The 24,444-nt window shown below is 72.0% G+C and carries 24 protein-coding genes; 16 read left to right on the top strand and 8 right to left on the bottom strand.

Annotation, left to right across the window (positions count from 1 at the left end):
• Positions 1-36 precede the first annotated feature (36 nt).
• Positions 37-414 carry a DUF488 domain-containing protein gene (locus tag OG522_RS32620; protein ID WP_329466635.1) on the bottom strand — a complete coding sequence of 126 codons (378 nt, stop codon included), beginning with the start codon at positions 412-414 and terminating at the stop codon, positions 37-39.
• Between the two features lie 77 nt (positions 415-491).
• Positions 492-1,577, bottom strand: coding sequence for a hypothetical protein (locus tag OG522_RS32615; RefSeq protein ID WP_443074773.1), 1,086 nt, complete (start codon positions 1,575-1,577; stop codon positions 492-494).
• 33 nt (positions 1,578-1,610) lie between these two features.
• Here OG522_RS32615 and OG522_RS32610 point away from each other — a divergent pair, with 33 nt between their 5' ends.
• A complete protein-coding gene (locus OG522_RS32610; RefSeq protein WP_443074772.1) occupies positions 1,611-2,246 on the top strand; it encodes a hypothetical protein in 636 nt (211 codons plus the stop codon).
• A 76-nt stretch (positions 2,247-2,322) separates the two neighbouring features.
• Here OG522_RS32610 and OG522_RS32605 read toward each other — a convergent pair whose 3' ends face one another.
• The gene (locus OG522_RS32605) at positions 2,323-3,276 is read right to left on the bottom strand and encodes a TIGR01777 family oxidoreductase (RefSeq protein WP_329466632.1); all 954 of its coding nucleotides are present in this window, start codon (positions 3,274-3,276) and stop codon (positions 2,323-2,325) included.
• Positions 3,277-3,458: 182 nt separating this feature from the next.
• Between OG522_RS32605 and OG522_RS32600 the strand changes: the two genes are divergently transcribed.
• Together OG522_RS32600 and OG522_RS32595 are read left to right on the top strand one after the other, a co-directional pair.
• Entirely contained in the window at positions 3,459-3,950 is a 492-nt protein-coding gene (locus OG522_RS32600) for a DUF5709 domain-containing protein (RefSeq protein WP_382806626.1), read from the top strand.
• Between the two features lie 113 nt (positions 3,951-4,063).
• Positions 4,064-4,312, top strand: coding sequence for a type B 50S ribosomal protein L31 (locus OG522_RS32595; RefSeq protein ID WP_329466630.1), 249 nt, complete (start codon positions 4,064-4,066; stop codon positions 4,310-4,312).
• 55 nt (positions 4,313-4,367) lie between these two features.
• On the opposite strand, the gene OG522_RS32590 is transcribed toward OG522_RS32595, so the two are convergent.
• Entirely contained in the window at positions 4,368-7,103 is a 2,736-nt protein-coding gene (locus tag OG522_RS32590; protein WP_329466629.1) for a tetratricopeptide repeat protein, read from the bottom strand.
• A 631-nt stretch (positions 7,104-7,734) separates the two neighbouring features.
• Here OG522_RS32590 and OG522_RS32585 point away from each other — a divergent pair.
• Entirely contained in the window at positions 7,735-8,619 is an 885-nt protein-coding gene (locus tag OG522_RS32585; RefSeq protein WP_443074771.1) for a glycerophosphodiester phosphodiesterase, read from the top strand.
• A gap of 13 nt (positions 8,620-8,632) precedes the next feature.
• Here OG522_RS32585 and OG522_RS32580 read toward each other — a convergent pair whose 3' ends face one another.
• A complete protein-coding gene (locus tag OG522_RS32580; protein ID WP_329466627.1) occupies positions 8,633-9,169 on the bottom strand; it encodes a hypothetical protein in 537 nt (178 codons plus the stop codon).
• Positions 9,170-9,504: 335 nt separating this feature from the next.
• On the opposite strand from OG522_RS32580, the gene dhaK reads away from it, so the two are divergent.
• The 7 genes from dhaK (at position 9,505) to OG522_RS32545 (ending at position 15,755) form a co-directional block, all read left to right on the top strand.
• Positions 9,505-10,491: a dihydroxyacetone kinase subunit DhaK gene (dhaK, locus tag OG522_RS32575; RefSeq protein WP_329467826.1), complete on the top strand. Its 987-nt coding sequence runs from the start codon at positions 9,505-9,507 to the stop codon at positions 10,489-10,491.
• A 22-nt stretch (positions 10,492-10,513) separates the two neighbouring features.
• On the top strand, positions 10,514-11,110 hold the full coding sequence (dhaL, locus tag OG522_RS32570; RefSeq protein ID WP_329466626.1) for a dihydroxyacetone kinase subunit DhaL: 597 nt from the start codon (positions 10,514-10,516) through the stop codon (positions 11,108-11,110).
• Complete coding sequence (locus OG522_RS32565; RefSeq protein WP_329466625.1) at positions 11,107-11,520, top strand: PTS-dependent dihydroxyacetone kinase phosphotransferase subunit DhaM; 414 nt, start codon at positions 11,107-11,109, stop codon at positions 11,518-11,520. The genes dhaL and OG522_RS32565 overlap by 4 nt, the downstream gene beginning before the upstream one ends.
• A gap of 237 nt (positions 11,521-11,757) precedes the next feature.
• Positions 11,758-12,549 (top strand): PIG-L deacetylase family protein, encoded by a 792-nt coding sequence (locus tag OG522_RS32560; protein ID WP_329466624.1) that lies wholly within the window; start codon positions 11,758-11,760, stop codon positions 12,547-12,549.
• A gap of 90 nt (positions 12,550-12,639) precedes the next feature.
• Entirely contained in the window at positions 12,640-14,661 is a 2,022-nt protein-coding gene (locus OG522_RS32555) for an NADPH-dependent 2,4-dienoyl-CoA reductase (protein WP_329466623.1), read from the top strand.
• Positions 14,662-14,689: 28 nt separating this feature from the next.
• A complete protein-coding gene (locus OG522_RS32550) occupies positions 14,690-15,235 on the top strand; it encodes a PadR family transcriptional regulator (RefSeq protein WP_329466622.1) in 546 nt (181 codons plus the stop codon).
• An 85-nt stretch (positions 15,236-15,320) separates the two neighbouring features.
• On the top strand, positions 15,321-15,755 hold the full coding sequence (locus OG522_RS32545; protein WP_329466621.1) for a MarR family winged helix-turn-helix transcriptional regulator: 435 nt from the start codon (positions 15,321-15,323) through the stop codon (positions 15,753-15,755).
• 7 nt (positions 15,756-15,762) lie between these two features.
• Here OG522_RS32545 and OG522_RS32540 read toward each other — a convergent pair whose 3' ends face one another.
• Positions 15,763-16,332, bottom strand: a complete 570-nt coding sequence (locus tag OG522_RS32540; protein WP_329466620.1) for a helix-turn-helix domain-containing protein — start codon at positions 16,330-16,332, stop codon at positions 15,763-15,765.
• A gap of 134 nt (positions 16,333-16,466) precedes the next feature.
• Here OG522_RS32540 and OG522_RS32535 point away from each other — a divergent pair, with 134 nt between their 5' ends.
• The 3 genes from OG522_RS32535 (at position 16,467) to OG522_RS32525 (ending at position 20,923) form a co-directional block, all read left to right on the top strand.
• Positions 16,467-17,603 (top strand): aryl-sulfate sulfotransferase, encoded by a 1,137-nt coding sequence (locus OG522_RS32535; protein WP_329466619.1) that lies wholly within the window; start codon positions 16,467-16,469, stop codon positions 17,601-17,603.
• Positions 17,600-18,943 carry a uracil-xanthine permease family protein gene (locus OG522_RS32530; protein ID WP_329466618.1) on the top strand — a complete coding sequence of 448 codons (1,344 nt, stop codon included), beginning with the start codon at positions 17,600-17,602 and terminating at the stop codon, positions 18,941-18,943. Before OG522_RS32535 ends, OG522_RS32530 begins: the two co-directional genes overlap by 4 nt.
• 84 nt (positions 18,944-19,027) lie before the next feature.
• Entirely contained in the window at positions 19,028-20,923 is a 1,896-nt protein-coding gene (locus tag OG522_RS32525; protein WP_329467825.1) for an NAD-binding protein, read from the top strand.
• A 37-nt stretch (positions 20,924-20,960) separates the two neighbouring features.
• On the opposite strand, the gene lysA is transcribed toward OG522_RS32525, so the two are convergent.
• Positions 20,961-22,298 carry a diaminopimelate decarboxylase gene (gene lysA, locus OG522_RS32520; RefSeq protein ID WP_329466617.1) on the bottom strand — a complete coding sequence of 446 codons (1,338 nt, stop codon included), beginning with the start codon at positions 22,296-22,298 and terminating at the stop codon, positions 20,961-20,963.
• Positions 22,299-22,820: 522 nt separating this feature from the next.
• Between lysA and OG522_RS32515 the strand changes: the two genes are divergently transcribed.
• Positions 22,821-23,225, top strand: a complete 405-nt coding sequence (locus OG522_RS32515; protein ID WP_329466616.1) for a VOC family protein — start codon at positions 22,821-22,823, stop codon at positions 23,223-23,225.
• A gap of 8 nt (positions 23,226-23,233) precedes the next feature.
• Here the strand turns inward: OG522_RS32515 and OG522_RS32510 are convergent, their stop codons facing one another.
• Positions 23,234-23,704, bottom strand: coding sequence for a DUF6328 family protein (locus OG522_RS32510; protein ID WP_329466615.1), 471 nt, complete (start codon positions 23,702-23,704; stop codon positions 23,234-23,236).
• Between the two features lie 102 nt (positions 23,705-23,806).
• On the opposite strand from OG522_RS32510, the gene OG522_RS32505 reads away from it, so the two are divergent.
• Positions 23,807-24,301 carry an NUDIX domain-containing protein gene (locus OG522_RS32505; RefSeq protein ID WP_329466614.1) on the top strand — a complete coding sequence of 165 codons (495 nt, stop codon included), beginning with the start codon at positions 23,807-23,809 and terminating at the stop codon, positions 24,299-24,301.
• Positions 24,302-24,444: the final 143 nt, after the last annotated feature.

The raw sequence follows: 24,444 nt of genomic DNA, 5'->3' as shown, positions 1-24,444 counted from the left end.
CGCGCCGCCCGCCGGGTTCACCCGGACGTGCGCTGGTCAGCGGCCGGGGCGCGCTCGTTCAAGGACGGCGAGGAGCGTCGGCACATGGCTGTGGTCGATGTCCTTCACCGCGGTGAGGAGGGTGATGGTCCTGTCCCGGGCGAGTTCGAGGAGCCGGTCGACGGCCCCGCTCTGCTCGGCCCCCTCCAGCTCGGCCTCGTACCGCTCCTGGAAGGCGGTGAACCGCGTGGTGTCCGCGTGGTACCACTTGCGCAGTTCCGTCGAGGGGGTGAGCTCCTTGGGCCATTCGTCCACCGCGGCGTCTTCCTTGGACAGGCCCCGGGGCCACAGCCGGTCGACCAGGACGCGTACGCCGTCGGCCTTCTCGGGCGGGTCGTAGACGCGGCGGACCCGAAAGGCGCGCTTTCCCGGCATCGGTTCCTCCTGGGTGTCGATACCCCCACAGTGTCGCGGTCCCGGCGCTCACGCGAGAGCCGGGTGTGGCGTGCGGGTCACACGCCGACGGCCTCCTCCACTTCCTCCTCTTCGGTGGCTTCGGCGGGCGCGGCCAGTGGGGTGGAGGAGGGAGCCCGGCCGCGTTCCACGGCGGCCGCCACCGCCGTCACGGCGAGGCCGAGGACCAGCCAGGCGGCCAGCACCCAGACGTTGCGGGCGAGGCCGTGATCGCCGAAGTAGACGAGGTTGCGGATGCCTTCGAGCAGGCCGGCACCGTTCCAGAAGGCGTGCAGGCTACCGAAGAAGCCGTTTTGCAGTTCGGGGCGGAACAGACCGCCGGAGCTCGTGAAGTTGAGCATCACGAAGAGCACCATCACGCCGAGCGTGGTCCAGCGCTTGAGGAAGGTGTGCAGACCCACGCCGAGGAAGAGGATGCCCGCCGAGTACAGCCAGGTCATCGCCCACACGCCCCACAGCCCGTGGTCGACCAGGTGGAAGAGGGGCCCCGCGAAGGCCGCCCCGATCAGGGAGACCGCGAAGGAGACCCCGGTGACCAGAGCCGCCCGGATGCGTAGCGACAGTCCGGCGCCGGCCGCTCCGAGCACGGCGACGGAGGCGTACGAGCCGATGCTCACGGCGATGAGCAGGAAGAAGATGCCCGAGCCCGTCGGGTCCCCGGAGACCGGCGGCACGACATCGGTGATCTTCAGCGGGGTGCCCTGGGCGGTGGCCACCGGGGTGAAGACCTTCTCGACGGCGGTGGCGCTCATGTCCGATCCCGCCGAGGCGACGATCAGTTCCGGCTTCGCGTCCAGCACGTAGGCGCCGGTGATGTCGCGCGACTTCAGCTGGTCGACGGCGGTGGCGCGGTCGGGCAGGGTGCGCACATCGAGCGCGTCGCCCGCCTTGTCCTTGACGGTCTGCGCGAACACCTTGGCCTGCGGGCCCGTGCCCACCACCGCGATCGGCAGATGGTGCGGCTCGGGGGTGACGAACGCGCCCAGATAGGCGAGCCCCATGCCGAGGCACATCAGCAGCGGGGTGATCAGGTGGGTGAGAACGTGCCGCAGCGCGGGATTCGACGGCGCCGTGCGCACATCGCCCGGCGCACCGACCCGTCCAGCCTTGTGGCCTCCGGACATGACAGGACCCTTCGCGGTGGGGTCCACCACCACATGCGGTTGATGAATGGACCTTATGGTTGGCTTTTACAACTGATATCAGTTGTACTATACAAGTATCACGCCGGGCAAACCACCTCGTCGGTGGCGGCACCGGTGGGGGCGCGTTGCGATGGGGCCATGACCCGTCAGGCCGCGCCATGGTGGACCGAGGGCGGCTGGCTCGCCCGCGCCGCCCTGGTGGCCCTGGTGGTCGGCCTCATCCTCTACGTACAGGCACTGGGCCACTTCGACTTCCGACAGCTGCGGGCCGGCGCGGGCGACCAGTGGATCGGCGGCGGCGCGCTGGCCATTTCGGCGCTCGCCGCCTCCAGACTGGCCCTGTCCCCCGTGTGGACCGGCGCCGCGCACACGGCCCTGGGGACGACCACGCTGGTCCTGCTCGGGCTCAGTCTCGCCTGGTGCGCGGTGCTGCTGGCCGCCGAAACGCGCTGGCCCCGCCCGGGATACGACATCCGGCGCTGGTCCACCGTCTTCCCGGTGGGCATGACGGCGGTCGCCGCGCTCTCGACCGCCGCCGCCACGGAGATCGACTGGCTGCACACGCTCGGCCAGGTCCTGCTGTGGATCGCGGTGGTGATGTGGTTGCTGACGCTGATCGGGTTTCTGCACGACATCGGCACCCGCTGAGCCCGGCGCCAGCCCCAACTGCCCAATAGGACAAGCCATTTGGCGCAGCGGCGGCCGTCGCAGGGCCGGGCAGCGGTTAGCGGCCCCGGCGTTCGGTGCGTACCCGCCGCACCAGGTCGTCGGCCGCCGCCGGCCACTGTGCGTACTCGAAGGCGAAGCCCGCGTCCAGCAGACGGCCGGGCACCACCCGGCGGCTCTTGAGGAGGAGTTCGGTGTCCGAGCGCAGCGCGAACGCGCCGAGCTCCGCCATCCACCTCGTCGCGGGCAGCCCCAGGGGTACTCCCCAGGCGCCGCGCAGGGCCCGCATGAACGCTCGCTGCGGCAGCGGAGCGGGCGCGGCCAGGTTCACCGGGCCGGTGAAGTCGTCGCGCCCGACGAGGAACTCGACCGCGCGGACGAAGTCGCGGTCATGAATCCAGGACACGTACTGCGCCCCGCCCGCGACCGGGCCGCCGAGCCCGAGCCGGGCCAGCTTGAGCAGCACGTCGAAGACGCCCTCGCGGTCCGGGCTCATCACCATCGCGGAGCGCAGCGCCACCTTGCGGGTGTCCGGCGTCGGGGCCTGCTCCTGGGCCGCCTCCCAGCGCTTGGCGATCTCGACGCTGTACGCCCAGTACGCCGGGACGGCCGCCTCACCGCCACCGACGAGCCCGGTTGCCTCGTCGTTGGCGGCGTCGAAGCGGTGGGCGTACACGGTCGCGGTGCTCATCTGGAGCCAGGCTTTCGGCGGCCGTGCGGCGGCCGCGATCGCCTCGCCCACGACCTCGGCGGAGCGGACCCGCGAATCCATCATGGCCCGCAGGTTCGCCTCGGTGTACCGGCAGTTCACGCTGCGGCCCGCCAGGTTGATCACGACGTCGCTGCCGTCGAGGGTCCGCGCCCACGCTCCGAGCGTCCGGCCGTCCCAGCCCACTTCGCGCTCACGCCGTGGCCGTCGCGTCAGGATGACGACGTCGTGGCCGGCGGCGGTCAGCGCCTGGTCCAGGATCGCGCCGACCTGCCCGGTTCCGCCGGGAATCACGACCTTCATTGCGCCCCCTCGATGTTGAACCGACCTTAGCGCACAGACTTGAACGCGTTCAAAGTGTCTGATTCCGCAAGGGAATCCGCATCTGCCGCTCACCCGGGTGGCGCGCGTACGGTGGTGACAGGGGGCCGGGCGGGCCGACACTGGGGGCGGCTGCCGGGTCCGGCCCCGCGGCGTGCCAGCCGATGCTCGCAACGCAGGAGGTAGCCGTGGTCGACACAGAGGCGTGGGGAGACGAGGTCTACCAGCCCGACGGCTCCGAGGTGCAGGACGACGAGGGCCTGCTCGGCGCCGAGGACACCCTGGACGACGGGGTCCCCGACCCGCTGGACGAAGGCTATTCACCACCGGAACGGCCCTGGGCGGTGGAGCGCTCCGACGTCACCGCCGCCGAGCGGCTGCGCGGCGAGAGCCTGGACAGGCGTCTGACGCTTGAGCTTCCGGAGGTGTGCGCGCCCGAGGGCGACGGCATGGGCGACACCTGGGACACCGACGGCGAGCCGCGCGACAACGAGGTCGGCGGCGTCCGCGCGGGGCGGCTCGTCGCCCCCGACCAGGGCGCCCACCCGGACGAGGAGACCAGGATGATCGCCACCGACGTGGGCGTGGACGGGGCCGCCGCCTCCGCCGAGGAAGCGGCGATGCACATCGTCGACGAGGACGACATGTTGACGTGAACCGACCCCGATGACTTCAACTTCAACTTCGACGGCGCCCACGACCTCCACGGCCCCCTACGGCCGGGCGGCCGGCGCCCGGACCACGATCCCGCCGAACCCCCGGAGCCCCCATGCAGCGTGACAAGCAGCCCGCGTACCAGCCGGTCGTCTTCCGAGACCGCGCGGCCGGGTTCGCCTTCCTGACCCGGTCGACGGCGACAAGCGAGGAGACGATCGACTGGGACGACGGCCAGACCTACCCGGTCATCGACGTGGAGATCTCCGCGGAGAGCCACCCCTTTTACACCGGCAAGGCCCGGACGGTCGACCCCGAGGGCCGCATCGCCCGCTTCGAGCGCCGCTACGAAGGCAAGGAGTGACCCCGGCCGAAACCCGAGGCGCACCCTCCTTTGCCTGACGGGCAAAGGCTCTGCGCTACGTCGGCTGCGGTCCGCCGCCCTCGCAGGAGACGTCCTCGCAGGAGACGTCCTCGGAAGGGAGTCGTGCCCGCCAGCGCCGGGCCTCCTCGACGTCCGCCGCGTTGCCGGTCTGCTCCAAGGCGTTGACCAGGCAGTGGATGGCCTGGGGAATTCCGCGCTCGGCGGCGCGGGTGAACCAGTGACGAGCGGCAGCCGGATCCGTTTTGGAGAGCAACACGCCGAGGGCCGCCTCAGCGGCTCCGCTGCCTTTCTCGGCGGCTTTGGTGAACCACTGGGCGCAGGCCGGCTCGTCACCTTGTCGCAGGTACTGGCGGCCCAGCAGAATCATCGAGTCGACGTGTCCGGTTTCGGCGGCCCGCCGCCAGAAGCCGACGGCCTCCGCCGGGTCGCCCTCCGCGTCCGCCATCAGACCGAGCGCGCACATGGCGTCGCTGCTGCCCGCTTCGGCCGCCCGGGAGAACCACCGACGCTCGGTGTCGGAGTCCTGTTGCTGTGCCAAGGCGCCGAGGGCGTACATCGCCGCGACGCCGGCCGGGTTGACGGCACCTCTGCGGTACGGCGGAAGAGCCGCCGCCCGCTCCCACCATTTCCGCGCGCCGTCGAGGTCGCCCTGCTGGCGGCACATTTCGCCGAGCGTGTGCAGCGCGGCCGCACGGTCGACCTTCGAGGTCGCGGTGTCCTCAGCCACCAGGGTCAGCCACCGCGAGGCGCCGGCCGTGTCGCCTTCCTGACGGAGCTGGGCGGCAAGCATCTGACGGGCGGGGGCGTAGCACCGTTCTGCCGCTTGCACGAGCCAGTGGCGGGCGGCGGCGACCTGACCCTCAGCGTGCAGAAGGCCGGCATACGAGGTCATGGCCGGCTGACCGCCGAACTCCACCGCACGGCGGACCCAGGCGAGGCCCTTCTCCCGCTCGCCCAACGCGTACAGCAACTCCCCCAGGGTGATCATGGAAAAGACGTGTCCGGCGTCGGCGGCACACCGATACCAATGGCGCGCGCGGTCGAGGTCTCCCTGGCCGCGCAGCACGCCGGCGAGGTGGTACATCGCGGTCGGATCGCCGTACTCGGCGACCGGGGTCAGCAGGTTGCGCGCTTCCTCCAACTTGCCTTCGCCGAAGGCGAGGACACCCAGTCGGGACATGCTGGCGAGGTCCCCCTGGTCCGCCGCGTCCTGCCAGGCGTGGCGTGCCACGTCCGGGTAGCCCGCGAGCTCGGCGTTCAGGCCGATGTGCCGGCGGGCTTCCGGGGCGGCCGCGGCCACCATCGCCGGCCAGACGTCCGGTGGAATGGTGAGCCAGTTGATGTCGAGGTCACCGGCGAGGACGTCCGCGACCCGGTAGCCGTCCGTAACGCCCATGGTCTGCGAGTACGGGCTCAGCAGCGCGATCTCGGTGTGCGGGAAGACGGGCTCACAGGCCCAGGCGAGCGCGTCCTCGAACCAGGTGGCACCGGCTCCGGCCCGCTGCCTTCCGGTGAGGAACGAGGGCGCCACCGCCCGCAGGAAACCGGCGGGCACGGTGAGCGGGTGCCCGGCGCGGCGGGCGCTGACGGCCGCCGTGAGCAGTGCCTTGCCGTACGGCTGGTCGGCGGTGGTCCAGCGGTGGAGCAGTTCCGGAGCGCCGGCCAAGGCCTGGGGAAGGCTGAAGTCGCCTTTGCCTCGCAGCGCGTGGGCTATGCGCGGGTCGGTGACCGCCGCGGCCGCGGCCCGTTCCCACTCGGCCGGCCGGAACGCCGCGAGGCCGATCCTCTGGGCCATGGCAAGCACCTCGCGCGCGTTGCGGGATGACGCGCGGATGTCCTTCAGGAGGCCCCCGGCCCGGTCGTCCCCTCCACCGCGGCCCGGCTCCGGGCTGTCCGCGCGCAGCCGCTCGTAGGCTTCCGGCCACATGGTGCCGACGATGATCACGGGCGGTACGGCTTCGGTGAGCAGGCTCCGTACCGTCGCGGCGGCCAGCGGAGCCGGGCCGGCCAGGAAGTCCTGCAACTCGTCGAGCCACAGCACACTCCCAGCGCCCCCTTGGCCGACGGGGTCGCCGGTGGCATGGTGGCCGGCGGCCAGGGCTTCCACGGCCGCGCCATCGTCGGGCACCACGAACTTCCAGTCCGGAACGACGGCGAGCAGGGCCTCGTGCATGGTCCGGGTCTTGCCCGTCGCAGCGTCCCCCACCAGCAGAACGAACCCCCCGGTGGTCTTGAAACCGGTGAGGACCCCGCGCAGCTGCGGGTCGGCGTCCCGGGCGACGTACAGGGGCAGGTCGGCCGCGAGGTCCGCGGAGGCGCCGGCGGGCAGCGGGATCGCCTCGTGGATGCCCAGCAGAGCGCGCCGGGTGATCCGGTCCACCCGCGGCGGCACGCTGTCACCCCGCGCGGACGGATAGCTCCCCTTGTCGGCCGGGATGCGCCGGGTGGCATCGCTCCACAAATCACTGAGCCTCTGACGGGCTGCAGACTGCCGTTCGCGTACTTCTGTCTCCTGAACGCCCTGCAACCTGCCGACCACCGCAACCTTCGTTGTGTCCGGGAAGAGCGCGTCCAAAATCGCGGTGAAGCTCGAACTGACCCCCGCGGAGCGGCCGTTGAGGATGCCGGAGAGCGTACCGACCGCCAGGTTGGACTCCCTGACCAGGTCCGCCTGTCTCCAGCCCCGCCCTGCCATCTCAGTCCGCAGCGCAAGGCTCAGTTCTCTCAGCGCCTCGTCCCGAGGTAATCGCTCCCCAGCCGCTTCGGCCACCGATCCTCACCCACAGCGTTGTGTTCTAAGTCCTTCGGGCTTGTTCGGCCTCGAACCTACCGTGACTGATGGCGGGGCCAAATGGGGCTTGCCCGGGGGGAGTTGACGAACCCGGATCATTCCAGGAGGTACTCCAGTCATGTCCGTACTGTCCCTGATCCACGACGACGCCGTGCTCGCCGGAGCCACGGGCGCCGTTTACACCGCCGGCGTGACAACCGTCGCCGCCGCTTCGATCCTCGCGCGTAGTCCAGAACGGCGGCGAGACGCTGAAGATCCTCCTGTTGAAGCGTCGCTCCTCCCGCTGATCTTCACCTCGGGGCGGACGATTTCGAGGCAGGAGTTCTTCGCGAATTGGACCCCGACGTCCCGGGACTTCGAGGCTCCGGCGTTCCGGGACTCCGTGGCCCAACCCCGGGACTCCGGCACTCCGGCGATCCCTGGCCACTTGACGGCGCCGAGCCCGGGGCGGTTCCGCTCATGCGCTCGCTCTTGGGCCTCCTGGCCGAACGGCGGCCACCCGCACCGGGGAACGGGGTCATGTTCTTGTCTGCCACCCCATGGCGACGGCGCGATACGCGGCGGCGGGCTGGCACCCTCGGCGGATTAGCGATCCGTGCCGTCGTGAGGAATGCGCATGCGCCCCCGCACCGCCGTGACCACCGCCATCACCACGCTCTGCGGGGTCTTCGCCCTCGCCCTGCCCGCTCAGGCCGCCTCTGCCGACCCGGGCGGGGGCGTCACCGTCTTCGCGCACCGCGGAGCCTCCGCGTACGCGCCGGAGAACACGCTGAGTTCCGTCCAGCGAGCAGCCGACCTCCACATCTCATGGGTGGAGAACGACGTCCAGCGCACCCGCGACGGCGCCCTCGTCGTCATCCACGACACCACCCTGGCCCGCACCACCGACGTCAAGAAGCGCTACCCCAAGCGGGCGCCGTGGTCGGTGAGTTCGTTCACCCTGGCCGAGATCAAGCAGCTGGACGCGGGCGGGTGGTTCGCCCCGCGGTTCCGGGGCGAACGCATCCCGACCCTCCAGGAGTACCTGGGTCTGCTCGACCACACCGGCCAGGGCCTGCTCCTCGAACTGAAGCAGCCCGAGCTCTACCCGGGCATCGAACGCCAGGCCCTGGACACGCTGGGCCGGGCCGGCTGGCTCGACCGGCCGCATCTGGCCCGGCGCCTGGTCGTCCAGAGTTTCAGCGCGCCGGCCCTGCGCACCACTCACCGGCTCCGCCCGGCGGTCCGCACCGGCTTCCTCGGCAACCCGCCCGTCACCCAGCTCAAGCAGTACGCCGTCTTCTCCGACGAGATCAACGCCGAGCAGCACGGGGTGACTTCGGCGTACGCCAAGGCCGTGCACGCCCTCAGGGGACCGCACCGGCTGAGGCTGCGCCTGAACACCTGGACCGTCGACAGCGCGCCCGCGGCGACCCGACTGATCGAACTGGGTGTGGACGGGATCATCACCAACCGTCCGGATGTGGTCGAGAACGCGATGCACTCCGGCCGGTAGGGGATCCGGCTTCTCAGAGACCGAGGTTCGCCAGCGCCGTGGTCCAGTCGGTGGCGATCGCGTCGCGCGCGTCGTTGAGGGGGACCTGCCCGTTGCAGACCGCGGTCTTCAGCCGGTTCTCCACCGTGTCCTTGCTCTGCGCGGGCTCATTGCCGTAGCGCGGCTCGGGCCACAGGTTGTGCGGGTCGCGCGGGTCGCCCCCTAGTTCGAGGGGGATCAGGTGGTCCTCCTCGTAGTCCGAGGTGCTGGTGTCGCTGTAGCCGTACGCGGCGATCTGCTGGACCTTCAGCGGATTGGTGTACGACGTCGGAGGGCGCACCGTGGAGGTCCAGCCGGATACGCAGATCGTGGACTTGATCGTGCCCTGGGTGACATCGGGGTTCCAGGCGCCCGGCGTGCAGACCGAGTCGGGCAGCGGCAGATACGCCTGCGAGCAGGAGGCGCTGGTGCTCGCCGGGGCGGCATGGGCGGTGGCGGTGCCGAGCACGAGACCCGCGGCGGCGAGGGTCAGCGCGCAGGCGCCGGCGGCGAATTGGGATATGGGGCGCATGTGGGGGTGCTCCATCGGTCGGAGCCCGGCACCGGTGCGCCGGGCTTCTGACGGCATGACACCACCACGACGGTCTATGCGAGTAGACCCGGGAAATGAACAGACGGCGACGTGCGGAATCCTTGCCCTTTCATGAGCTGTACATGACCGAATCGCGACGGGTTCTTGAGGTCGCGCCCGGCATACCGCCGGCCACAACATGTGCCGGAACCTCACCTTGACGTGATACTGGGGCCGTCCCGCACATGTGCCCGCCCCCTATGTCTGACGCATCCATCAGGAACCCGGCGAGAGGTCGGCCGACCAGGCCGGCCCCCTTGGAGGTACGCGTGAAAATGCTGATCAATGTGCCCGAGACCGTCGTCGCGGACGCGCTGCGCGGGATGGCGCTCGCGCATCCCGACCTCACAGTCGATGTCGAGAACCGGGTGGTCGTACGCCGTGACGCGCCCGTGGCCGGAAAGGTCGGCCTGGTCTCGGGCGGCGGGTCCGGGCACGAGCCGTTGCACGCGGGGTTCGTGGGACCGGGAATGCTCTCCGCCGCCTGTCCCGGCGAGGTGTTCACCTCGCCGGTGCCCGATCAGGTGGTGCGGGCGGCGGCGGCCGTGGACAGCGGCGCGGGAGTCCTGTTCGTCGTCAAGAACTACACCGGCGACGTGCTCAACTTCGACATGGCGGCCGAGCTCGCCGAGGAGGAGGGCGTGCGGATCGCCAAGGTGCTGGTCGACGACGACGTGGCGGTGACCGACAGCCTCTACACCGCGGGTCGGCGCGGCACCGGCGCCACCCTGTTCGTGGAGAAGATCGCGGGGGCGGCCGCCGAGGAGGGCGCGCCGCTGGAGCGTGTCGAGGCCATCGCCCGGCAGGTGAACGGGAGCGCCCGGAGCTTCGGGGTGGCGCTCGGCGCCTGCACCACCCCCGCCAAGGGCAGCCCGACCTTCGATCTGCCGCCCGGCGAGCTGGAGTTGGGGGTGGGCATTCACGGCGAGCCGGGGCGCGAGCGGCGGCCGATGATGACGTCGAGGGAGATCGCGGACTTCGCCGTGGAGGCCGTCGTGGAGGATCTGCGGCCGTCAAGTCCCGTCCTGTTGCTCGTCAACGGGATGGGCGCCACTCCCCTGCTCGAACTGTACGGATTCGCCGCGGAGGTACACCGGGTGCTCGCCGAGCGGGGCGTGGCAGTGGCCCGTACGCTCGTGGGTAACTATGTGACCTCGCTCGACATGGCGGGCTGCTCGGTGACGCTCTGCCAGGTCGACGAGGAGCTGCTGCGGCTGTGGGACGCCCCGGTAGAGACGTCCGCACTGCGCTGGGGTCGCTGAACCGATGCCTGAAGGAGGGCTTGTGCTCGACGCCGCGTTCTTCCGCCGCTGGATGTCCGCGACCGCCGCCGCCGTGGACCGGGAGGCGGCCCGGCTGACCGATCTCGATTCGGCGATCGGGGACGCCGACCACGGCGCCAATCTCCAGCGCGGCTTCCACGCCGTGATTGCGGTCCTGGAGAAAGAGGCCCCTGGCACCCCGGGTGCCGTACTGACGCTGGCCGGGCGGCAGTTGGTCTCCACCGTCGGGGGTGCGTCGGGTCCCTTGTACGGGACGCTGCTGCGGCGCACCGGCAAGGCGCTCGGGGACGCCGCCGAGGTGAACCTGGAGCAGCTGGCCGAGGCCCTCGGATCCGGCGTCGCCGCGGTCTCGCAGCTGGGCGGGGCGGCGGCCGGAGACAAGACGATGCTGGACGCCCTGCTGCCCGCGGTCGCGGCGCTCGGCGAGTCCTTCGAGGCGGGAGCCGCCGCGGCCGACGCGGGTGCGCTCGCGACCGTACCCCTACAGGCTCGCAAGGGGCGGGCCAGTTATCTGGGCGAGCGGTCCATCGGGCACCTGGATCCGGGGGCAGCCTCGTCCGCGCTGCTGATCGCCACACTCGTGGAGGCCGCCGCGTGAGCGGGCCCGGGGCACCGGTCGGAGTGGTGCTGGTCTCGCACAGCGCCGCGGTCGCGGCGTCCGTCGCCGAGCTGGCCCGGGGGCTGGCGGGAGGCGGCGTCACCGCGCCCGTGGCAGCCGCGGGCGGGCTGCCCGACGGCGGCCTCGGCACCAGCGCCGAGCTGATCGCGCGGGCCGCGGAGTCCGTGGACCAGGGGGCGGGCGTCGCGGTACTGGTCGACCTGGGCAGCGCCGTCCTCACGGTGAAGGCGATGCTCGCGGAGGGCGACGAACTCCCGGACGGGACAAGGCTGTTGGACGCTCCGTTCGTGGAGGGAGCGGTGGCCGCCGTCGTCAGCGCGTCCGCGGGCGCGGACCTGGACGCCGTGGAGGCGGCGGCGGTCGAGGCGTACGACTACCGCAAGGTGTGAGGGAGGGCGCGGGCACCCGGGTCGGCCGGGTCGGGCACAGCCGGTCGGCCGCGACCGCCTCCCCGCCCCGCGCAGGCACACCAGGACCGGCCGGGCCAGACACAGCCGGGCGACCGCGACCGCCTCCCCGGCCCGGCGCGGCCACCCCGGCTCCGGCCGGGCCAGATACAGCCGAGTGGCCGCGGCCGCCCCCGCGCTCCGCTGTCGTCGCCCCACGACCCGCGCCATCATGGGGGCATGAGTGCCTTCAACGACTTGGGTGGCACCGGCGGCCCGCCGCTTCCCGCGCTGCCGGAGGACTGGAACCGGTGTCTGGCCGTCGTGGCGCACCCGGACGACATCGAGTACGGCACGGCGTCGGCGGTCGCCCGCTGGACCGCGCAGGGCAAACAGGTGGGCTACGTCCTGGCGACGCGCGGGGAGGCGGGCATCGACGGGATGCCTCCCGACCGGGCCGCGCCTCTGCGCGAGGCCGAGGAGCGGGCCGGTGCGCGCGAGGTCGGGGTCACCGATGTCGAGTTCCTCGGCCACCGGGACGGGGTGGTCGAGTACGGGATCGACCTGAGGCGCGACATCGTGCGAGCCATCCGCAGGTTCCGCCCGGAGGTGATGGTGTCGGGGCCGTACACGATCAGGATGGTGGGCGGCCTCGTCAACCAGGCCGACCACCGGGCGGTCGGGCTCGCTGCGCTCGACGCGGCGCGGGACGCCGGTAACCGGTGGATCTTCCCGGAGCTGGCGGACGAGGGCCTGGAGCCGTGGGGCGGGATCCGCTTCGTCGCGTTCGCGGGGGCGGAGCGGCCCACGCACGGCGTCGAGGTGACCGGCGATCCGCTGGAGCGGGGCATCGCGTCCCTGACGGCGCACGCCGAGTACACGAAGGGCCTTGGCGCACAGGCCGACGGTTTCGCCCCGGGACCGTTCCTCACGTGGATGGCGCGGGCGGCGGGTCCGGCCATGGGGGCGGAGGCGGCCGTGCTCTTCGACGTCCATCCCCTCGTCCCCGAGGAGCCGCCGCCCTGGGTGTGAGCGCCACCTCAGTGTTATGCAACTTGTTGCATAACCGGGGTCGGCTGGTCTACAACTGGAGGCGACGACACCCCACCCGGAGGCGCCCCCATGACCGCGTACCCCCATCTGCTGAGCCCCCTCGACCTCGGGTTCACCACCCTGCCCAACCGGGTGCTGATGGGCTCGATGCACATCGGGCTCGAAGAGGCCGAGAACGGCTTCGAGCGGATGGCGGCGTTCTACGCCGAGCGGGCCCGCGGCGGGGTCGGCCTCATGGTCACCGGCGGGATCGCCCCCAACGACGCGGGCCGGCCCTACCCGGGCGGCGCCAAGCTGACCTGCGAGGCGGAGGCCGCTCAGCACCGGACGGTCACCGACGCCGTGCACCGCGAGGGCGGCCGGATCGCGATGCAGATCCTGCACTTCGGGCGGTACGCCTACCACCAGGACCTGGTCGCGCCGAGCCCGCTCCAGGCGCCGATCAGCCCGTTCGTACCGAATGAGCTGAGCGACGAGCAGGTCGAGCAGACCGTCGAGGACTTCGTGCGCGCGGCCGAACTCGCGAAGTCGGCGGGTTACGACGGCGTCGAGATCATGGGCTCCGAGGGCTACCTCATCAACGAGTTCGTCGCGGGCGCCACCAACCGGCGCACCGACCGCTGGGGCGGCTCCTACGAGAACCGGATGCGCTTCCCGGTCGAGATCGTGCGCCGCACGCGCGAGCGCCTGGGCACCGACTTCATCCTCATCTACCGCCTTTCCATGCTGGACCTGGTCCCCGGCGGCTCGACGCTGGAGGAGGTCACCACCCTCGCGCGCGCCATCGAGGCGGCCGGGGCGACGATCATCAACACCGGCATCGGCTGGCACGAGGCGCGCATCCCGACGATCGCGACCTCGGTGCCCCGGGGCGCGTACACCTGGGTGACGAAGAAGCTCATGGGGTCGGTGTCGATCCCGCTGATCACCAGCAACCGCATCAACACCCCTGAAGTCGCCGAGCAGTTGCTCGCCGATGGGCGTGCGGACATGGTGTCGATGGCGCGTCCCTTCCTCGCCGACCCGGAGTTCGTCGCCAAGGCGAGCGCCGGCCGCGCCGAGACGATCAACACGTGCATCGGCTGCAACCAGGCCTGCCTGGACCACACCTTCAGCGGCAAGATCACCTCCTGCCTGGTCAACCCGCGCGCCTGCCACGAGACCGAGCTGGTCCTGTCCCCCACCAAGCTGCGCAAGCGCGTCGCGGTGGTCGGCGCGGGCCCGGCCGGACTCGCCTTCGCCGTCACGGCGGCCGGGCGCGGGCATGCCGTCACCCTCTTCGACGCCGCCGACCGGATCGGTGGCCAGCTGAACATCGCCAAGCGGGTGCCCGGCAAGGAGGAGTTCGACGAGACGCTGCGCTACTTCCGTACGCAGCTCGAACTGCACGGCGTGGACGTGAAGTTGAACACCGCGGTCAGCGCGGGCGACCTGGGCGACGGCTCGTACGACGAGATCGTGATCGCGACCGGCGTCACCCCGCGCACCCCCGAGATCCCGGGCTCGGACCACCCGAGCGTCGTCACCTACCTCGACGTGCTGCGGGACGGGGCGCCGGTCGGCGAGCGGGTCGCGGTCATCGGCGCGGGCGGCATCGGTTTCGACGTCGCCGAGTTCCTCACCGACGGCGGCGACGCGGCGAGCCTGGACGCCGAGACGTACTTCCGGCAGTGGGGCGTGGACACCGCGTACGGCGAGCGCGGCGGGCTGCGCAAGGCCGAGCGGCCCAAGCCGCCGCGCCAGGTGCACCTGCTCCAGCGCAAGACGACGAAGGTCGGCGCGGGGCTCGGCAAGACGACGGGGTGGATCCACCGCACCGAGCTCAAGCACCGCGGCGTGAACATGGTCCCGGGCGTCACCTACGACCGGATCGACGACGCGGGCCTGCACATCACGGTCGACGGCGAGTCGTCGGTGCTGCCCGTCGACACGGTCGTGCTGTGCGCGGGCCAGGAGTCGCGACGCGGCCTGTACGAGGAGCTGAGCGCGGCCGGCGCGACCGTGCACCTGATCGGCGGCGCCGACGTGGCCGCCGAGCTGGACGCCAAGCGGGCCATCGACCAGGGCACCCGGCTCGCGGCAAGCCTCTGAGGCTCGCCGCCGAACCTAGGATGCGGTCATGTCTCTCCCGCACGCGATCCTGACCGCTCTGCTCGAAAAGCCCTCCTCGGGCCTGGAGCTGACCCGCCGTTTCGACAAGTCGATCGGCTACTTCTGGTCGGCGACGCACCAGCAGATCTATCGCGAGCTGGGGAAGCTGGAGCAGTCCGGGTTCATCCGCGCGCTGCCGTCCGCCGCGCCCGCGCGCGGGCAGAAGAAGGAGTACGAGGTGCTGCCCGCGGGCCGTGCGGAGCTCGTCCGGTGGGCGGCGGCCGGGCAGGACCCCAAGCCCATGCGGGACCCGTTGCTGCTGCGGATGCGGGCGGCGGCGGTGATCGGCACGGGCGGGCTGCGGGGCGAGCTGGAGCGTCATCTCGCCCTGCACCGCGCCCAGTTGGAGACGTACCGCGGTATCGAGACGAAGGACTTCCCGCCCGAGCGGGACAGTGAGCAGGACCGGCTGCGGCATCTGGTGCTGCGCGGCGGCATCGAGCTGGAGACGTTCTGGATCGGCTGGCTGACCGCGGCCCTGGACGCCCTGGACGACGATCGAGGGCAGGACTGAGGCGATCCGCCCGGCGCGGCGGATCCGGCGGCCACAAGGGCGTTGTATTCTACAACTGACCCGTCGGGAGTGGAGAGGAACAGCCGTGCTCAGCCGAGACCAGTCGGTCACCACCATTCAGCGTGAGCTCACCGCGTTCGCCCGGCGCGCGCGGGCCGCCGCCGCCCGGATGCACCCGGAGCTGTCCCTCGTCTCGTTCACCCTGCTCTCCCATCTGGAGGACCAGCAGGGCTGCCGGGCGACCGATCTGGCTGCCTACTACATGCTCGACAAGTCGACCATCAGCCGGCAGATCGCGGCTCTTGAGAAGCTCGGCTTCGTGGAGCGCATCAGCGACCCCGACGACCACCGCATCCAGCTGCTCCAGCTCACCCCGGCGGGCACCGCGAAGCTCGCGGAGGCCGCGGAGCTGCGCCGCCAGGCCTTCCACGACCGGCTTGCCAACTGGGCCCCGGAGGACCTGGACCGCTTCGCAGAGTATCTGCTGCGCTACAACAGCCTGGCCGAGAGCGGGAGTTGACGGAGCATCAGCCTCCTGACCCCTCGATGTGGTCGGAGACGGCGACGACGAGGACCCGGGTTCCGGGGAGCGTCGCACGCCAGCGGTGGCGCACCCCGCCGGCGAGATACAGGGTGTCGCCCTTCGCCAGGGTGTAGCCGCGCCCTTCCGCCTCGACCTCGGCCGCACCGTCCGCCACATACATCAACTCGTCGTTGTGGTGCAGGAACTCACGGTCGGCCGCCCGCTCGCCGGTGAACTCCAGGGCGTGCATCTGATGGCGGCCCCGCACCAGCGGGCGTACACCGGCGTCGGGCGAGAGGCCCGCGTCGTCGTCGGCGCGTACGACGTCGACCGTGCGGTCCGTTGCGTCGGCTGCGGCGAGCAGTGCCACGGCCGTCGTGTTCAGCGCGTCCGCCATGCGCTGGAGGGAGCGCATGCTGGGGCGGGCCCGCTCGTTCTCGATCTGACTGAGGAACGGCACGGACAGGCCGCTGCGTTCCGCGACGGCCGCGAGTGTGAGATCGAGCGCCCGGCGCCGACGGCGCACCGCGCCGCCCAGGCCCGGCCCCGCACCCGTCTCACCTGCGTCGTTCATGCGCACCGCCTCCCTGAGGATCACCTTACGCACCGCGCGGGACGGTTTCGCACGCCCGTCACACCGCCGACACACAACGCCTCTACCTTCGAAGCTGTTTGAGGACATCAAAAAAACTTTGAAGGAGTGGCGTCGTGACCGCTCGTCCGACCGTCGTCGACCAGAATCAGCGCCGCCGGCGCGGCACCGGTCTCATCGCGCTCGACCCGGAGGCGGCCTGCCCGGGCTTCACGCTCTACGCGCCGCTGACCGGGGGCGGCGAGGTGTATCTGGTGGACCTGCGCGGCGAGGCCGTCCACACCTGGCACCTCCCTTACCGGCCGGGGCGGCACGCCCGGATCCTCGGCAACGGGAACCTCGCCTACAACGGCGTACTGCCGGGCCAGGACGCGCTGTTCCCGATGTGGCACAAGTACCGGGGCGGCGTGATGCTGGAAGCCGGGCCGGACGGCACGGTCGTGCGCGAGCACCGCGATCCCCTCCAGCACCACGACGCCCACCACCTCGACGACGGCCGCATCCTCTACACCGGGCTCGAACCGCTGCGCGGCGCCGAGGCGGCCGGAGTCCTCGGCGGGGTCGCCGGTTCCGAGGCGGCCGGAGGGACGGTGTGGGCCGACACCATCAAGGAGGTCACGCCCGACGGCAGCGAGCTGTGGTCCTGGCGGGCCGCCGACCACCTCGACCGGGCCGAGTACGCCCTGCATGCCGACTACGCGCGGGAGCACTGGCCGCTCATCAACAGCGTCACCCCGCTTGCCGACGGGAACATCCTGGCCAGTCTGCGCAGCGTGTCCGCGGTGGTCGTCATCAGCCGGGACACCGGCGAGATCCTGTGGCGCACCGACCCCGGCACGGTCTCCCAGCAGCACCACCCCACCGAGCTGGCCAACGGCAACGTGCTCATCTTCGACAACGGCGTCTTCCGGCCGGGCCACGACGTGCCGTACTCGCGCGTCGTCGAGATCGAGCGCGGCGGCGGCAAGGTCGTGTGGGAGTACCACGACCCGGCCCGCGAATCGTTCTTCGCGCCGTTCATGGGATCGGCACAGCGGCTGCCCAACGGCAACACGCTGATCACCGACTCCCCCGCGGGCCGCCTCTTCGAGGTGACCCAACAGGGCTATCTGTGCTGGGAGTTCATCGTTCCGCAGTTCGGCGGCTACGAGGAGTCCGAGGTGCGGCGGCTCTTCCCGGCCGAGCCGAACGCGGTGTTCCGCTCCTACCGTTACGCGGCCGAAGAGCTGCCCTGGCTGGAGGCGCGCCCATGACGCGGCCCACGACGTCGCCCGTCGACGAGCGCGTCCCGCTCGGGCGGCTTGCTCCGCTCGCCGTGCAGCATGTGCTCGCCATGGTCGCGGCGCCCGTCTCCACCGTCTTCCTGACGGCGGCGGCCCTGCGTCTGCCGCCCGACCGGACCGCCTCGCTGCTGAGCGCGGTCCTGGTGCTGTGCGGCGCCGGGTCGCTCCTCCAGTCGCTCGGCGTCTGGTCGTTCGGCGCCCGGCTGCCGTTCGTGATGCTGCCGGGCGGGGCGGCCGCCGCGCTGTTCCTCCAGATAGCCCGCGACCACGGCCCCGCGGTGGCGAGCGGCTCGGTGCTGCTGGCGGCGGCGCTTCTCCTTGCCGTGCTGCCGCTGTACACCCGCGTGGTGCGGCTCCTCCCGCCGCTGGTGATGGGGGTGACCGTCCTCCTGATCGGGATCTCCATGATCCGGGTCGCCGCCCAGCTCGTCACGGGCCCCGGCGGTACGGCGGCGCCGCGGACCGTCGCCCTGGCCGCGACGACCGTGACGGCGACGGTTCTGGCCCATCTCGTGCTGCGCGGGGTGTGGCGGCGTACGGCCGTCCTCATCGGCATGGCGGTGGGCACGGTCGTCGCGGTGACGACGGGGCTCGGCGCGTTCACCCCGGCCGCGGGCTCCGGTTTCTCAGCTCCGGTCCTCTTCCCTTACGGCGCCCCGGAGTTCGACCCGATGGCGGCCCTGCCGCTGCTCGTGTTCAGCCTCACCACGCTGGCCGAGATCACCGGCCAGAGCGTCTTGAGCAGCGAGACGGCGGGGCGCGTGCCCGACCCGGGCCACGACGTCCCGAGGGTGGCCCGCGCCGACGCTCTCGTCTCACTCGTCGGCGCCCTCTTCGGTACGTCGTTGATGGTGACCAGCGCCGAGAACATCGGGATCGGCCGACTCACCGGGGTACGCAGCCGGTACGTGACGGCAGGCGCGGGCGGCCTGCTGGTACTGGCCGGGCTGCTCTCCCCCCTCTCTCGTCTCGTGGCAGGGTTGCCGGCCGCGGTCGTCGGCGGATCGGCACTCGTCGTGTACGCGGTCATCGCCGTGATGGGCGTCGAGATGCTGGCCCGCGCGGAACTCGGCGAGCGCTCGAACTCTCTGGTGGCCGCGCTCGCACTCGCGGTAGGTCTGCTGCCCCTGCTCGCCCCCGGCCTCTACGGCGGATTCCCCGGCTGGATCCGCACGATCGCGGGCAGCGGGGTGGTCGCCGGGACGCTCGCCGCCGTCCTTCTGCACGCCCTGTTCGGGGCGTCCGCCGCCCACCGGGGCGTTCGGGCGCCGCGCCCCGAACCGGTGGGCCGTCGACGCGGCGCCACCTGATGGGGCAAGGTCTGGGATGTGCCTTCACTTCCTCATCAGCCGCTGCCGCCCCAGTCGCGGCCGACTCCGCCGCCCGTCGGACACATGGTCGTCAGCGGGGACGGCGCGCTCGCCCGCCGGCTTGCCGCCGAACTGCGCGAGGTGTACGGGGAGCGCGTGACGCTCGTGGTGCCGCCCGAGAACGCGACCCGGGAGGTCCGCAGCCCAGCGGGCAACCGGGCGCGGGCCTCGGCACTGTTCGGCCGCGTGTCGTCCGCGATGCTCCGCGTCCCCGTCACCGGGTCCGACGACACCGGCGGCGCCCGCCTCCTGGAGGCGGTGGAGCCGAACGACGGGGCGCTGCTCGACGCCGGTATCGAACAGGCCACGGCGCTGGCGCTGGTGCACCGGGACGACGAGACGAACATCCGCGGCGCCCTCATCGCCCGGCGCCTCAATCCCCGGGTCCGCCTCGTCATCCGCCTCTACAACCGCAAACTCGGCCAGTATCTGGAGGAGTTGCTCGACCAGGCCGCGGCTCTCGTGGCGCCGGGTCCGGACGCGGCCGGATCGGATGCCTCCACCACCGTGCTGTCCGACGCCGACACCGCGGCCCCCGCCCTCGCGGCCACCGCGCTCGCGGGCACCAGCAAGGTCGTCCACGCGGACGGGGTGCTGCTGCGGGCGGGGCAGCGTCCGCCGCCGCGCCCCGGCGAGGTCACCGACCCCGGTCTGTGCACCCTGGCCCTGCTGTCGTCGACCACCAACGACCCGGCGGGCGCGGAGGGTTCGGACCGCAGCGGCTCGGAAGGGCCCCGGCTGCTGCCCGACGAACGGTCGATGGACGAGGCCCATCGGCGCGGCCGGGTCGTTCTGGAGACGGTCACCTACACGGGCCCCGCGCAGCCCCCGGGCCGGCTCAGCGATCTGGGCGCCCCACTCGGCCGGCTGTTCTCGCGCCGGCTGCGCTGGTCGCTCGCCGGGGTCGTCGCCTCCGTGATCGCGCTGGCCATCGCGACCTGGCTGACCACCGGCGACGATCCGCTGCACGCGGCGTATCTGACCCTGCTCGACATCTTCGCCATCGACGATCCGGCCATCGACCAGCCGGTGGGCCGCCAGATCCTCCAACTCCTGTCCGGCCTCACCGGGTTGCTGCTCCTGCCGGTGCTGATCGCCGCCGTCCTGGAAGGACTCGGCACCTTCCGCAGCGCCTCCGCGCTGCCGCGCCCCTCGCGCGGCCTCAGTGGCCATGTCGTACTGCTCGGCATGGGCAAGCTCGGTGCCCGGGTCCTGGCCCGGCTGCGCGAACTCGACATTCCCGTCGTGTGCGTGGAGTCCGACCCCGACGCCCGTGGCATCGGGCTCGCCCGGCGGCTGCGGGTGCCCACCGTCATCGGCGACGTCACCGACGAGGGCATCCTGGAGTCGGCCCGCATCCACCGCGCGCACGCCCTGCTCGCGCTGACCAGCTCGGACACCACCAACCTTGAGGCGGCTCTGTACGCCCGCTCGGTCAAACCCGATCTGCGGGTGGTGATGCGGCTGTACGACGACGACTTCGCCACCGCTGTATACCGCACCCTGCGCGCGGCCCACCCCGGGGCCCTCACCCGCAGCCGCAGTGTCTCGCACCTCGCCGCGCCCGCCTTCGCCTCGGCCATGATGGGCCGTCAGATCCTGGGCGCCATACCGGTGGAGCGCAAGGTGCTGCTCTTCGCGGCGGTCGAGGTGGGGGGCCATCCGCAGCTGGAGGGCCGCACCGTCGAGGAGGCCTTTCGCGAGGGCGCCTGGCGGGTCCTGGCGCTCGACACCTCGCCGCCCGGCGAGCGGGCGGCCGCCCGGGGGGCCGACAGCCGGCCGGGCGATCTGGTCTGGCGGCTCCCCGACGGGTACGTCCTGCGGCCCGAGGACCGGGTCGTGCTCGCCGCGACCCGCCGCGGCCTCGCCGAACTCCTCGGCCGGCGCCCGGCGTCCCGCGTGGGTCAGCGCCCGCAGTAGCACGCCGTCACCTCAGCGGGCCCGCGCCACCACCGCGTCAGAGCCCGATGTCGCGGCTGCGGAAGTCATCCAGTGATTCGCGACGGACCAGGAGCCGGGCGTGGCCATGGGTGACGGCGACCACCGGCGGCCTCCCCACCAGGTTGTATCCGGACGCCATGGACAGGTGGTAGGCACCCGCCACCGGTACGGCGAGCAGGTCACCGGGGTGGACGTCGCCGGGCAGGTCCGCCCCGGCGGCCAGCACGTCGCCCGCCTCGCAGTGCCGGCCGACGACGGTCGCCCTGCGGGACGGGGCGGTTGAAGCCCGCCCGATCAGCCGGGGTGCGTAGCCCACCCCGTACAGGGCCGGTCTCGGGTTGTCGCTCATCCCGCCGTCGACGGCGACGAACAGGTTGTCGCCGGTGTGTTTGACCGCGAGGACGCGGTAAAGGGCGACGCCCGCGGGCCCGACGATCGCGCGGCCGGGTTCGACGAGCAGGCGGGGCACGGTGAGCCCGGCCGCCGCGCAGCTCTCGATGAGTTCGGCGCGCATGCGCCGGGCCAGCGCCGTGATGTCGAGCGCCTCCTCGCCGGGGCGGTAGGCGACACCGTGGCCGCCGCCCATGTCGAGTTCGGGCAGCGTCACCTGGTGGGTGTCGCGGATACGGGCCATCAGGCCGACCATGCGGCGTACGGCCGCGAGATAGGGCTTGACGGTGGTGATCTGCGAGCCCAAGTGGCAGTGCAGGCCGACCAGTTCGAGCTGGCGCTGGCCGAGGATGCGGCTGATGGCGTGCTGGGCGTGGCCGTCGGTGAGGGAGAGACCGAACTTCTGGTCGTCGGTACCGGTACGGATCTTGTCGTGGCCGCCCGCGCTGATGCCGGGCACCACGCGGACCATCACCTTCTGGTGGCCGCCGGGGCCGACCGCGGCGGCGAGGCGGGCGATCTCGGACGGGCTGTCGATGACGATGCGCCCGACGCCGAGTCGCAGTGCGGTCTCGATGTCGTGGGGGGACTTGGCGTTGCCGTGCAGCACGATCCGCTCCGGCGGGAAGCCCGCCGTGACGGCGAGTTCGAGCTCGCCCGCCGAGCACACGTCCAGACCGAGCCCCTCCTCCTCGACCCAGTGGGCGAGCGCCCGGCACAGGAACGCCTTGGCGGCGTACAGGACTTGGGCCTCGGGGAAGGCGCTGCGGTAGGTGCGGCAGCGATCGCGTACTTCGCCCTCGTCCAGGACGTACGCGGGCGTTCCGAAGCGCTCGGCGACCTCGGTGAGCGGGACCCCGCCCACGCTGAGCGCGCCGTGGCCGGCCCGCCCGGTGGAGGCCGGCCAGACGGACAGGTCGTCGGGGGCGGCCGGAGTGTCGGTGGGCGGGTGCGTGATGGTCATGGCGGTACGTCCCTTCTCAGCCGGTCGGCGGCCGCTCCCGGGGTCGGGGAGGCTCGCCGCGGACGGGCTCTGCCATCAAGGTCGCTCCGAGGGGTCCGGGGAGCGGGTGGCGGCCCCGGCACGGGGAGGCGGGCCGGGGCACGGCACCGACGCTATGCCCGCGTGCCGGTCCGGCGATGCGTCATGACGCGATGCTGACGGGAAGGAGGCGGGCGCTGACGGGATGCTGACGCCCGCCGACGGGAAGGGGCGGGCGCTCAGGGGCAGGAGCCGGGCGCTGCCGGGAACGAGGCAGGCGCTGAGGGATGCCGATGCCGCGGCGCCCGCACCGCCAAGGTTCCCGGTCGTCCAGCGCGATTGCGCGACGCGCTGGGGCTTCTTCGCCGGTGGTCGTCGCCGCGCCGAGCGCGAGTCGGCCGCCTTCGAGCTCGGGCATGTCCGTGTCGATCGCGTCGCGGGCTGTCCGTACACGGTGCGTAGGCAAGGGTGTTAGTTGCCGCGCCCGGCGGGCACTCGCCCGGCATGACCGTTTCCAAGACCAGCATCCTCGTTCTCGACTGTGCCGAGCCCGTCGAACTCGCCCAGTTCTACGCCAAGTTGCTCGGCGGTGAGATCGAGACGGCCTGCGACCCCGACTTCGTGGAGATCGTCGGCTCGGCCGGCGTCCATCTCGCGATCCGCCGCGACCACGGGTACGCGCCGCCGAGCTGGCCGCGCCCCGACGACTCCCAGCAGGCACACCTGCGGATCGTGGTGGCGCTCGGCGACATGGACGCGGCCGAACGCGAGGCCATCACGCTCGGCGCGACGCCCGTCGACACCAAGGACAACAACGGGCCGCGCGACGAGCGGGTGTACGCCGACCCGGCCGGGCACTCCTTCACGCTGGCCGTGTCCGCCAAGCGCTCCGAGCAGGCGGTCGGTTAGGGCGCGGGTCACCTGTCGTTTCGCCGGCGCGCCCAGCCGGGCAGAACAAACCAGCACCCCACGTACCAGCAGACGACGCCCGCCACCAGCCACGGGGCCAGCGTGCTGTGCAGCGCCAGGCGCAGGATCAGCAGCAGCGAACTCGCCATCGTGCACAGGAGCAGCACCAGGCCGGTGACGGTGAGCCGGGACGCCCAGGTGACGGTCTGCGGTTTCAGCCGCCGTCCCGCCAGCATCCGGTGGAAGGACACCGGACCGATCAGCGCCCCCGTCGTCACCGCGCCGAGCACCACCGTCACGACGTAGATGCTCCGGTCGGTGGCGCCCAGCGTGGTGAACCGCGGCTGGAAGACGACCGCGAGCAGGAAGCCGAACAGGATCTGCACACCGGTCTGCGCCACCCGCAGTTCCTGGAGCAGATCGCCCCACTTGCGGTCGGCGCGCTCCTCGGCACTCTCGTCACGCCCGGCGTCCGCCATCTCGCCACCTCCTGTGAACCCGGGTACCCGCGCACCCGGGCCGGAACCGGAACCGCGCGCACCCCGTGGCGGGGTCCGCGCCGGGCCCGCAGACTGGGCCGCATGACCGGAAAACGCAGCGCGGGGATCCTGGTGTACCGCCACGCCGGGGACGGCGTCGAAGTGCTCGTCGGGCACATGGGCGGCCCCTTCTTCGCCGGGCGGGACGCGGGCGCCTGGTCGGTGCCGAAGGGTGAGTACGGTCCGGACGAGGAGCCTGAGGCCGCGGCCCGGCGCGAGTTCCAGGAGGAGCTCGGTCTGCCGGCACCCGAGGGCGCGCTCGTGCCGCTGGGCGAGATCCAGCAGCGCGGCGGCAAGACCGTGACGGTGTGGGCCCTGGAAGGCGACCTGGATCCCGCAGAGGCGGTGCCGGGCGTCTTCACCATGGAATGGCCGAGGGGATCGGGCGCCCTGCGCGAATTCCCCGAGATGGACCGCTTCGCCTGGCTGTCGCCCGCCGCCGCGGCCCCGCTGCTCGTCAAGGGCCAGGAACTCTTCCTCGAACGCCTCGTCACGTATGTGACCGGCGGTGGGCAATGCGACGGCCGAGGCTGTTGAATTCACGTCGCGGGACTTTTAATTCGACCTGAAATACCGTTCCCATAAGCTGGCCTTTCAGGATCTAATAGCCTGTACATCCAGATGAGAATGAGCCGCTTATTGCCTGCACTGGAGATGCTCCGACCTGCGGTGTAGCGTTT

The sequence above is a fragment of the Streptomyces sp. NBC_01431 genome (assembly GCF_036231355.1).
Classification (GTDB): domain Bacteria; phylum Actinomycetota; class Actinomycetes; order Streptomycetales; family Streptomycetaceae; genus Streptomyces.
Note: the sequence above shows the minus strand (reverse complement) of the source record. Positions and strands in the feature narration are given on the sequence as shown.

What these genes read in the sequence shown, in the direction of transcription:
- OG522_RS32505 (WP_329466614.1), top strand. Translation starts at nt 23,807, where the DNA reads ATGACCGGAAAACGCAGCGCGGGGATCCTGGTGTACCGCCACGCCGGG.
- OG522_RS32610 (WP_443074772.1), top strand. Translation starts at nt 1,611, where the DNA reads ATGCGGTTGATGAATGGACCTTATGGTTGGCTTTTACAACTGATATCA.
- OG522_RS32515 (WP_329466616.1), top strand. Translation starts at nt 22,821, where the DNA reads ATGACCGTTTCCAAGACCAGCATCCTCGTTCTCGACTGTGCCGAGCCC.
- OG522_RS32580 (WP_329466627.1), bottom strand. Translation starts at nt 9,169, where the DNA reads ATGCGCCCCATATCCCAATTCGCCGCCGGCGCCTGCGCGCTGACCCTC.
- OG522_RS32530 (WP_329466618.1), top strand. Translation starts at nt 17,600, where the DNA reads ATGACGCGGCCCACGACGTCGCCCGTCGACGAGCGCGTCCCGCTCGGG.
- OG522_RS32550 (WP_329466622.1), top strand. Translation starts at nt 14,690, where the DNA reads ATGTCTCTCCCGCACGCGATCCTGACCGCTCTGCTCGAAAAGCCCTCC.
- OG522_RS32510 (WP_329466615.1), bottom strand. Translation starts at nt 23,704, where the DNA reads ATGGCGGACGCCGGGCGTGACGAGAGTGCCGAGGAGCGCGCCGACCGC.
- OG522_RS32555 (WP_329466623.1), top strand. Translation starts at nt 12,640, where the DNA reads ATGACCGCGTACCCCCATCTGCTGAGCCCCCTCGACCTCGGGTTCACC.
- OG522_RS32615 (WP_443074773.1), bottom strand. Translation starts at nt 1,577, where the DNA reads ATGTCCGGAGGCCACAAGGCTGGACGGGTCGGTGCGCCGGGCGATGTG.
- OG522_RS32540 (WP_329466620.1), bottom strand. Translation starts at nt 16,332, where the DNA reads ATGAACGACGCAGGTGAGACGGGTGCGGGGCCGGGCCTGGGCGGCGCG.
- dhaK (WP_329467826.1), top strand. Translation starts at nt 9,505, where the DNA reads ATGCTGATCAATGTGCCCGAGACCGTCGTCGCGGACGCGCTGCGCGGG.
- OG522_RS32620 (WP_329466635.1), bottom strand. Translation starts at nt 414, where the DNA reads ATGCCGGGAAAGCGCGCCTTTCGGGTCCGCCGCGTCTACGACCCGCCC.
- OG522_RS32600 (WP_382806626.1), top strand. Translation starts at nt 3,459, where the DNA reads ATGCTCGCAACGCAGGAGGTAGCCGTGGTCGACACAGAGGCGTGGGGA.
- OG522_RS32605 (WP_329466632.1), bottom strand. Translation starts at nt 3,276, where the DNA reads ATGAAGGTCGTGATTCCCGGCGGAACCGGGCAGGTCGGCGCGATCCTG.
- OG522_RS32525 (WP_329467825.1), top strand. Translation starts at nt 19,028, where the DNA reads ATGGTCGTCAGCGGGGACGGCGCGCTCGCCCGCCGGCTTGCCGCCGAA.
- OG522_RS32585 (WP_443074771.1), top strand. Translation starts at nt 7,735, where the DNA reads ATGCGCATGCGCCCCCGCACCGCCGTGACCACCGCCATCACCACGCTC.
- lysA (WP_329466617.1), bottom strand. Translation starts at nt 22,298, where the DNA reads ATGACCATCACGCACCCGCCCACCGACACTCCGGCCGCCCCCGACGAC.
- OG522_RS32595 (WP_329466630.1), top strand. Translation starts at nt 4,064, where the DNA reads ATGCAGCGTGACAAGCAGCCCGCGTACCAGCCGGTCGTCTTCCGAGAC.
- OG522_RS32560 (WP_329466624.1), top strand. Translation starts at nt 11,758, where the DNA reads ATGAGTGCCTTCAACGACTTGGGTGGCACCGGCGGCCCGCCGCTTCCC.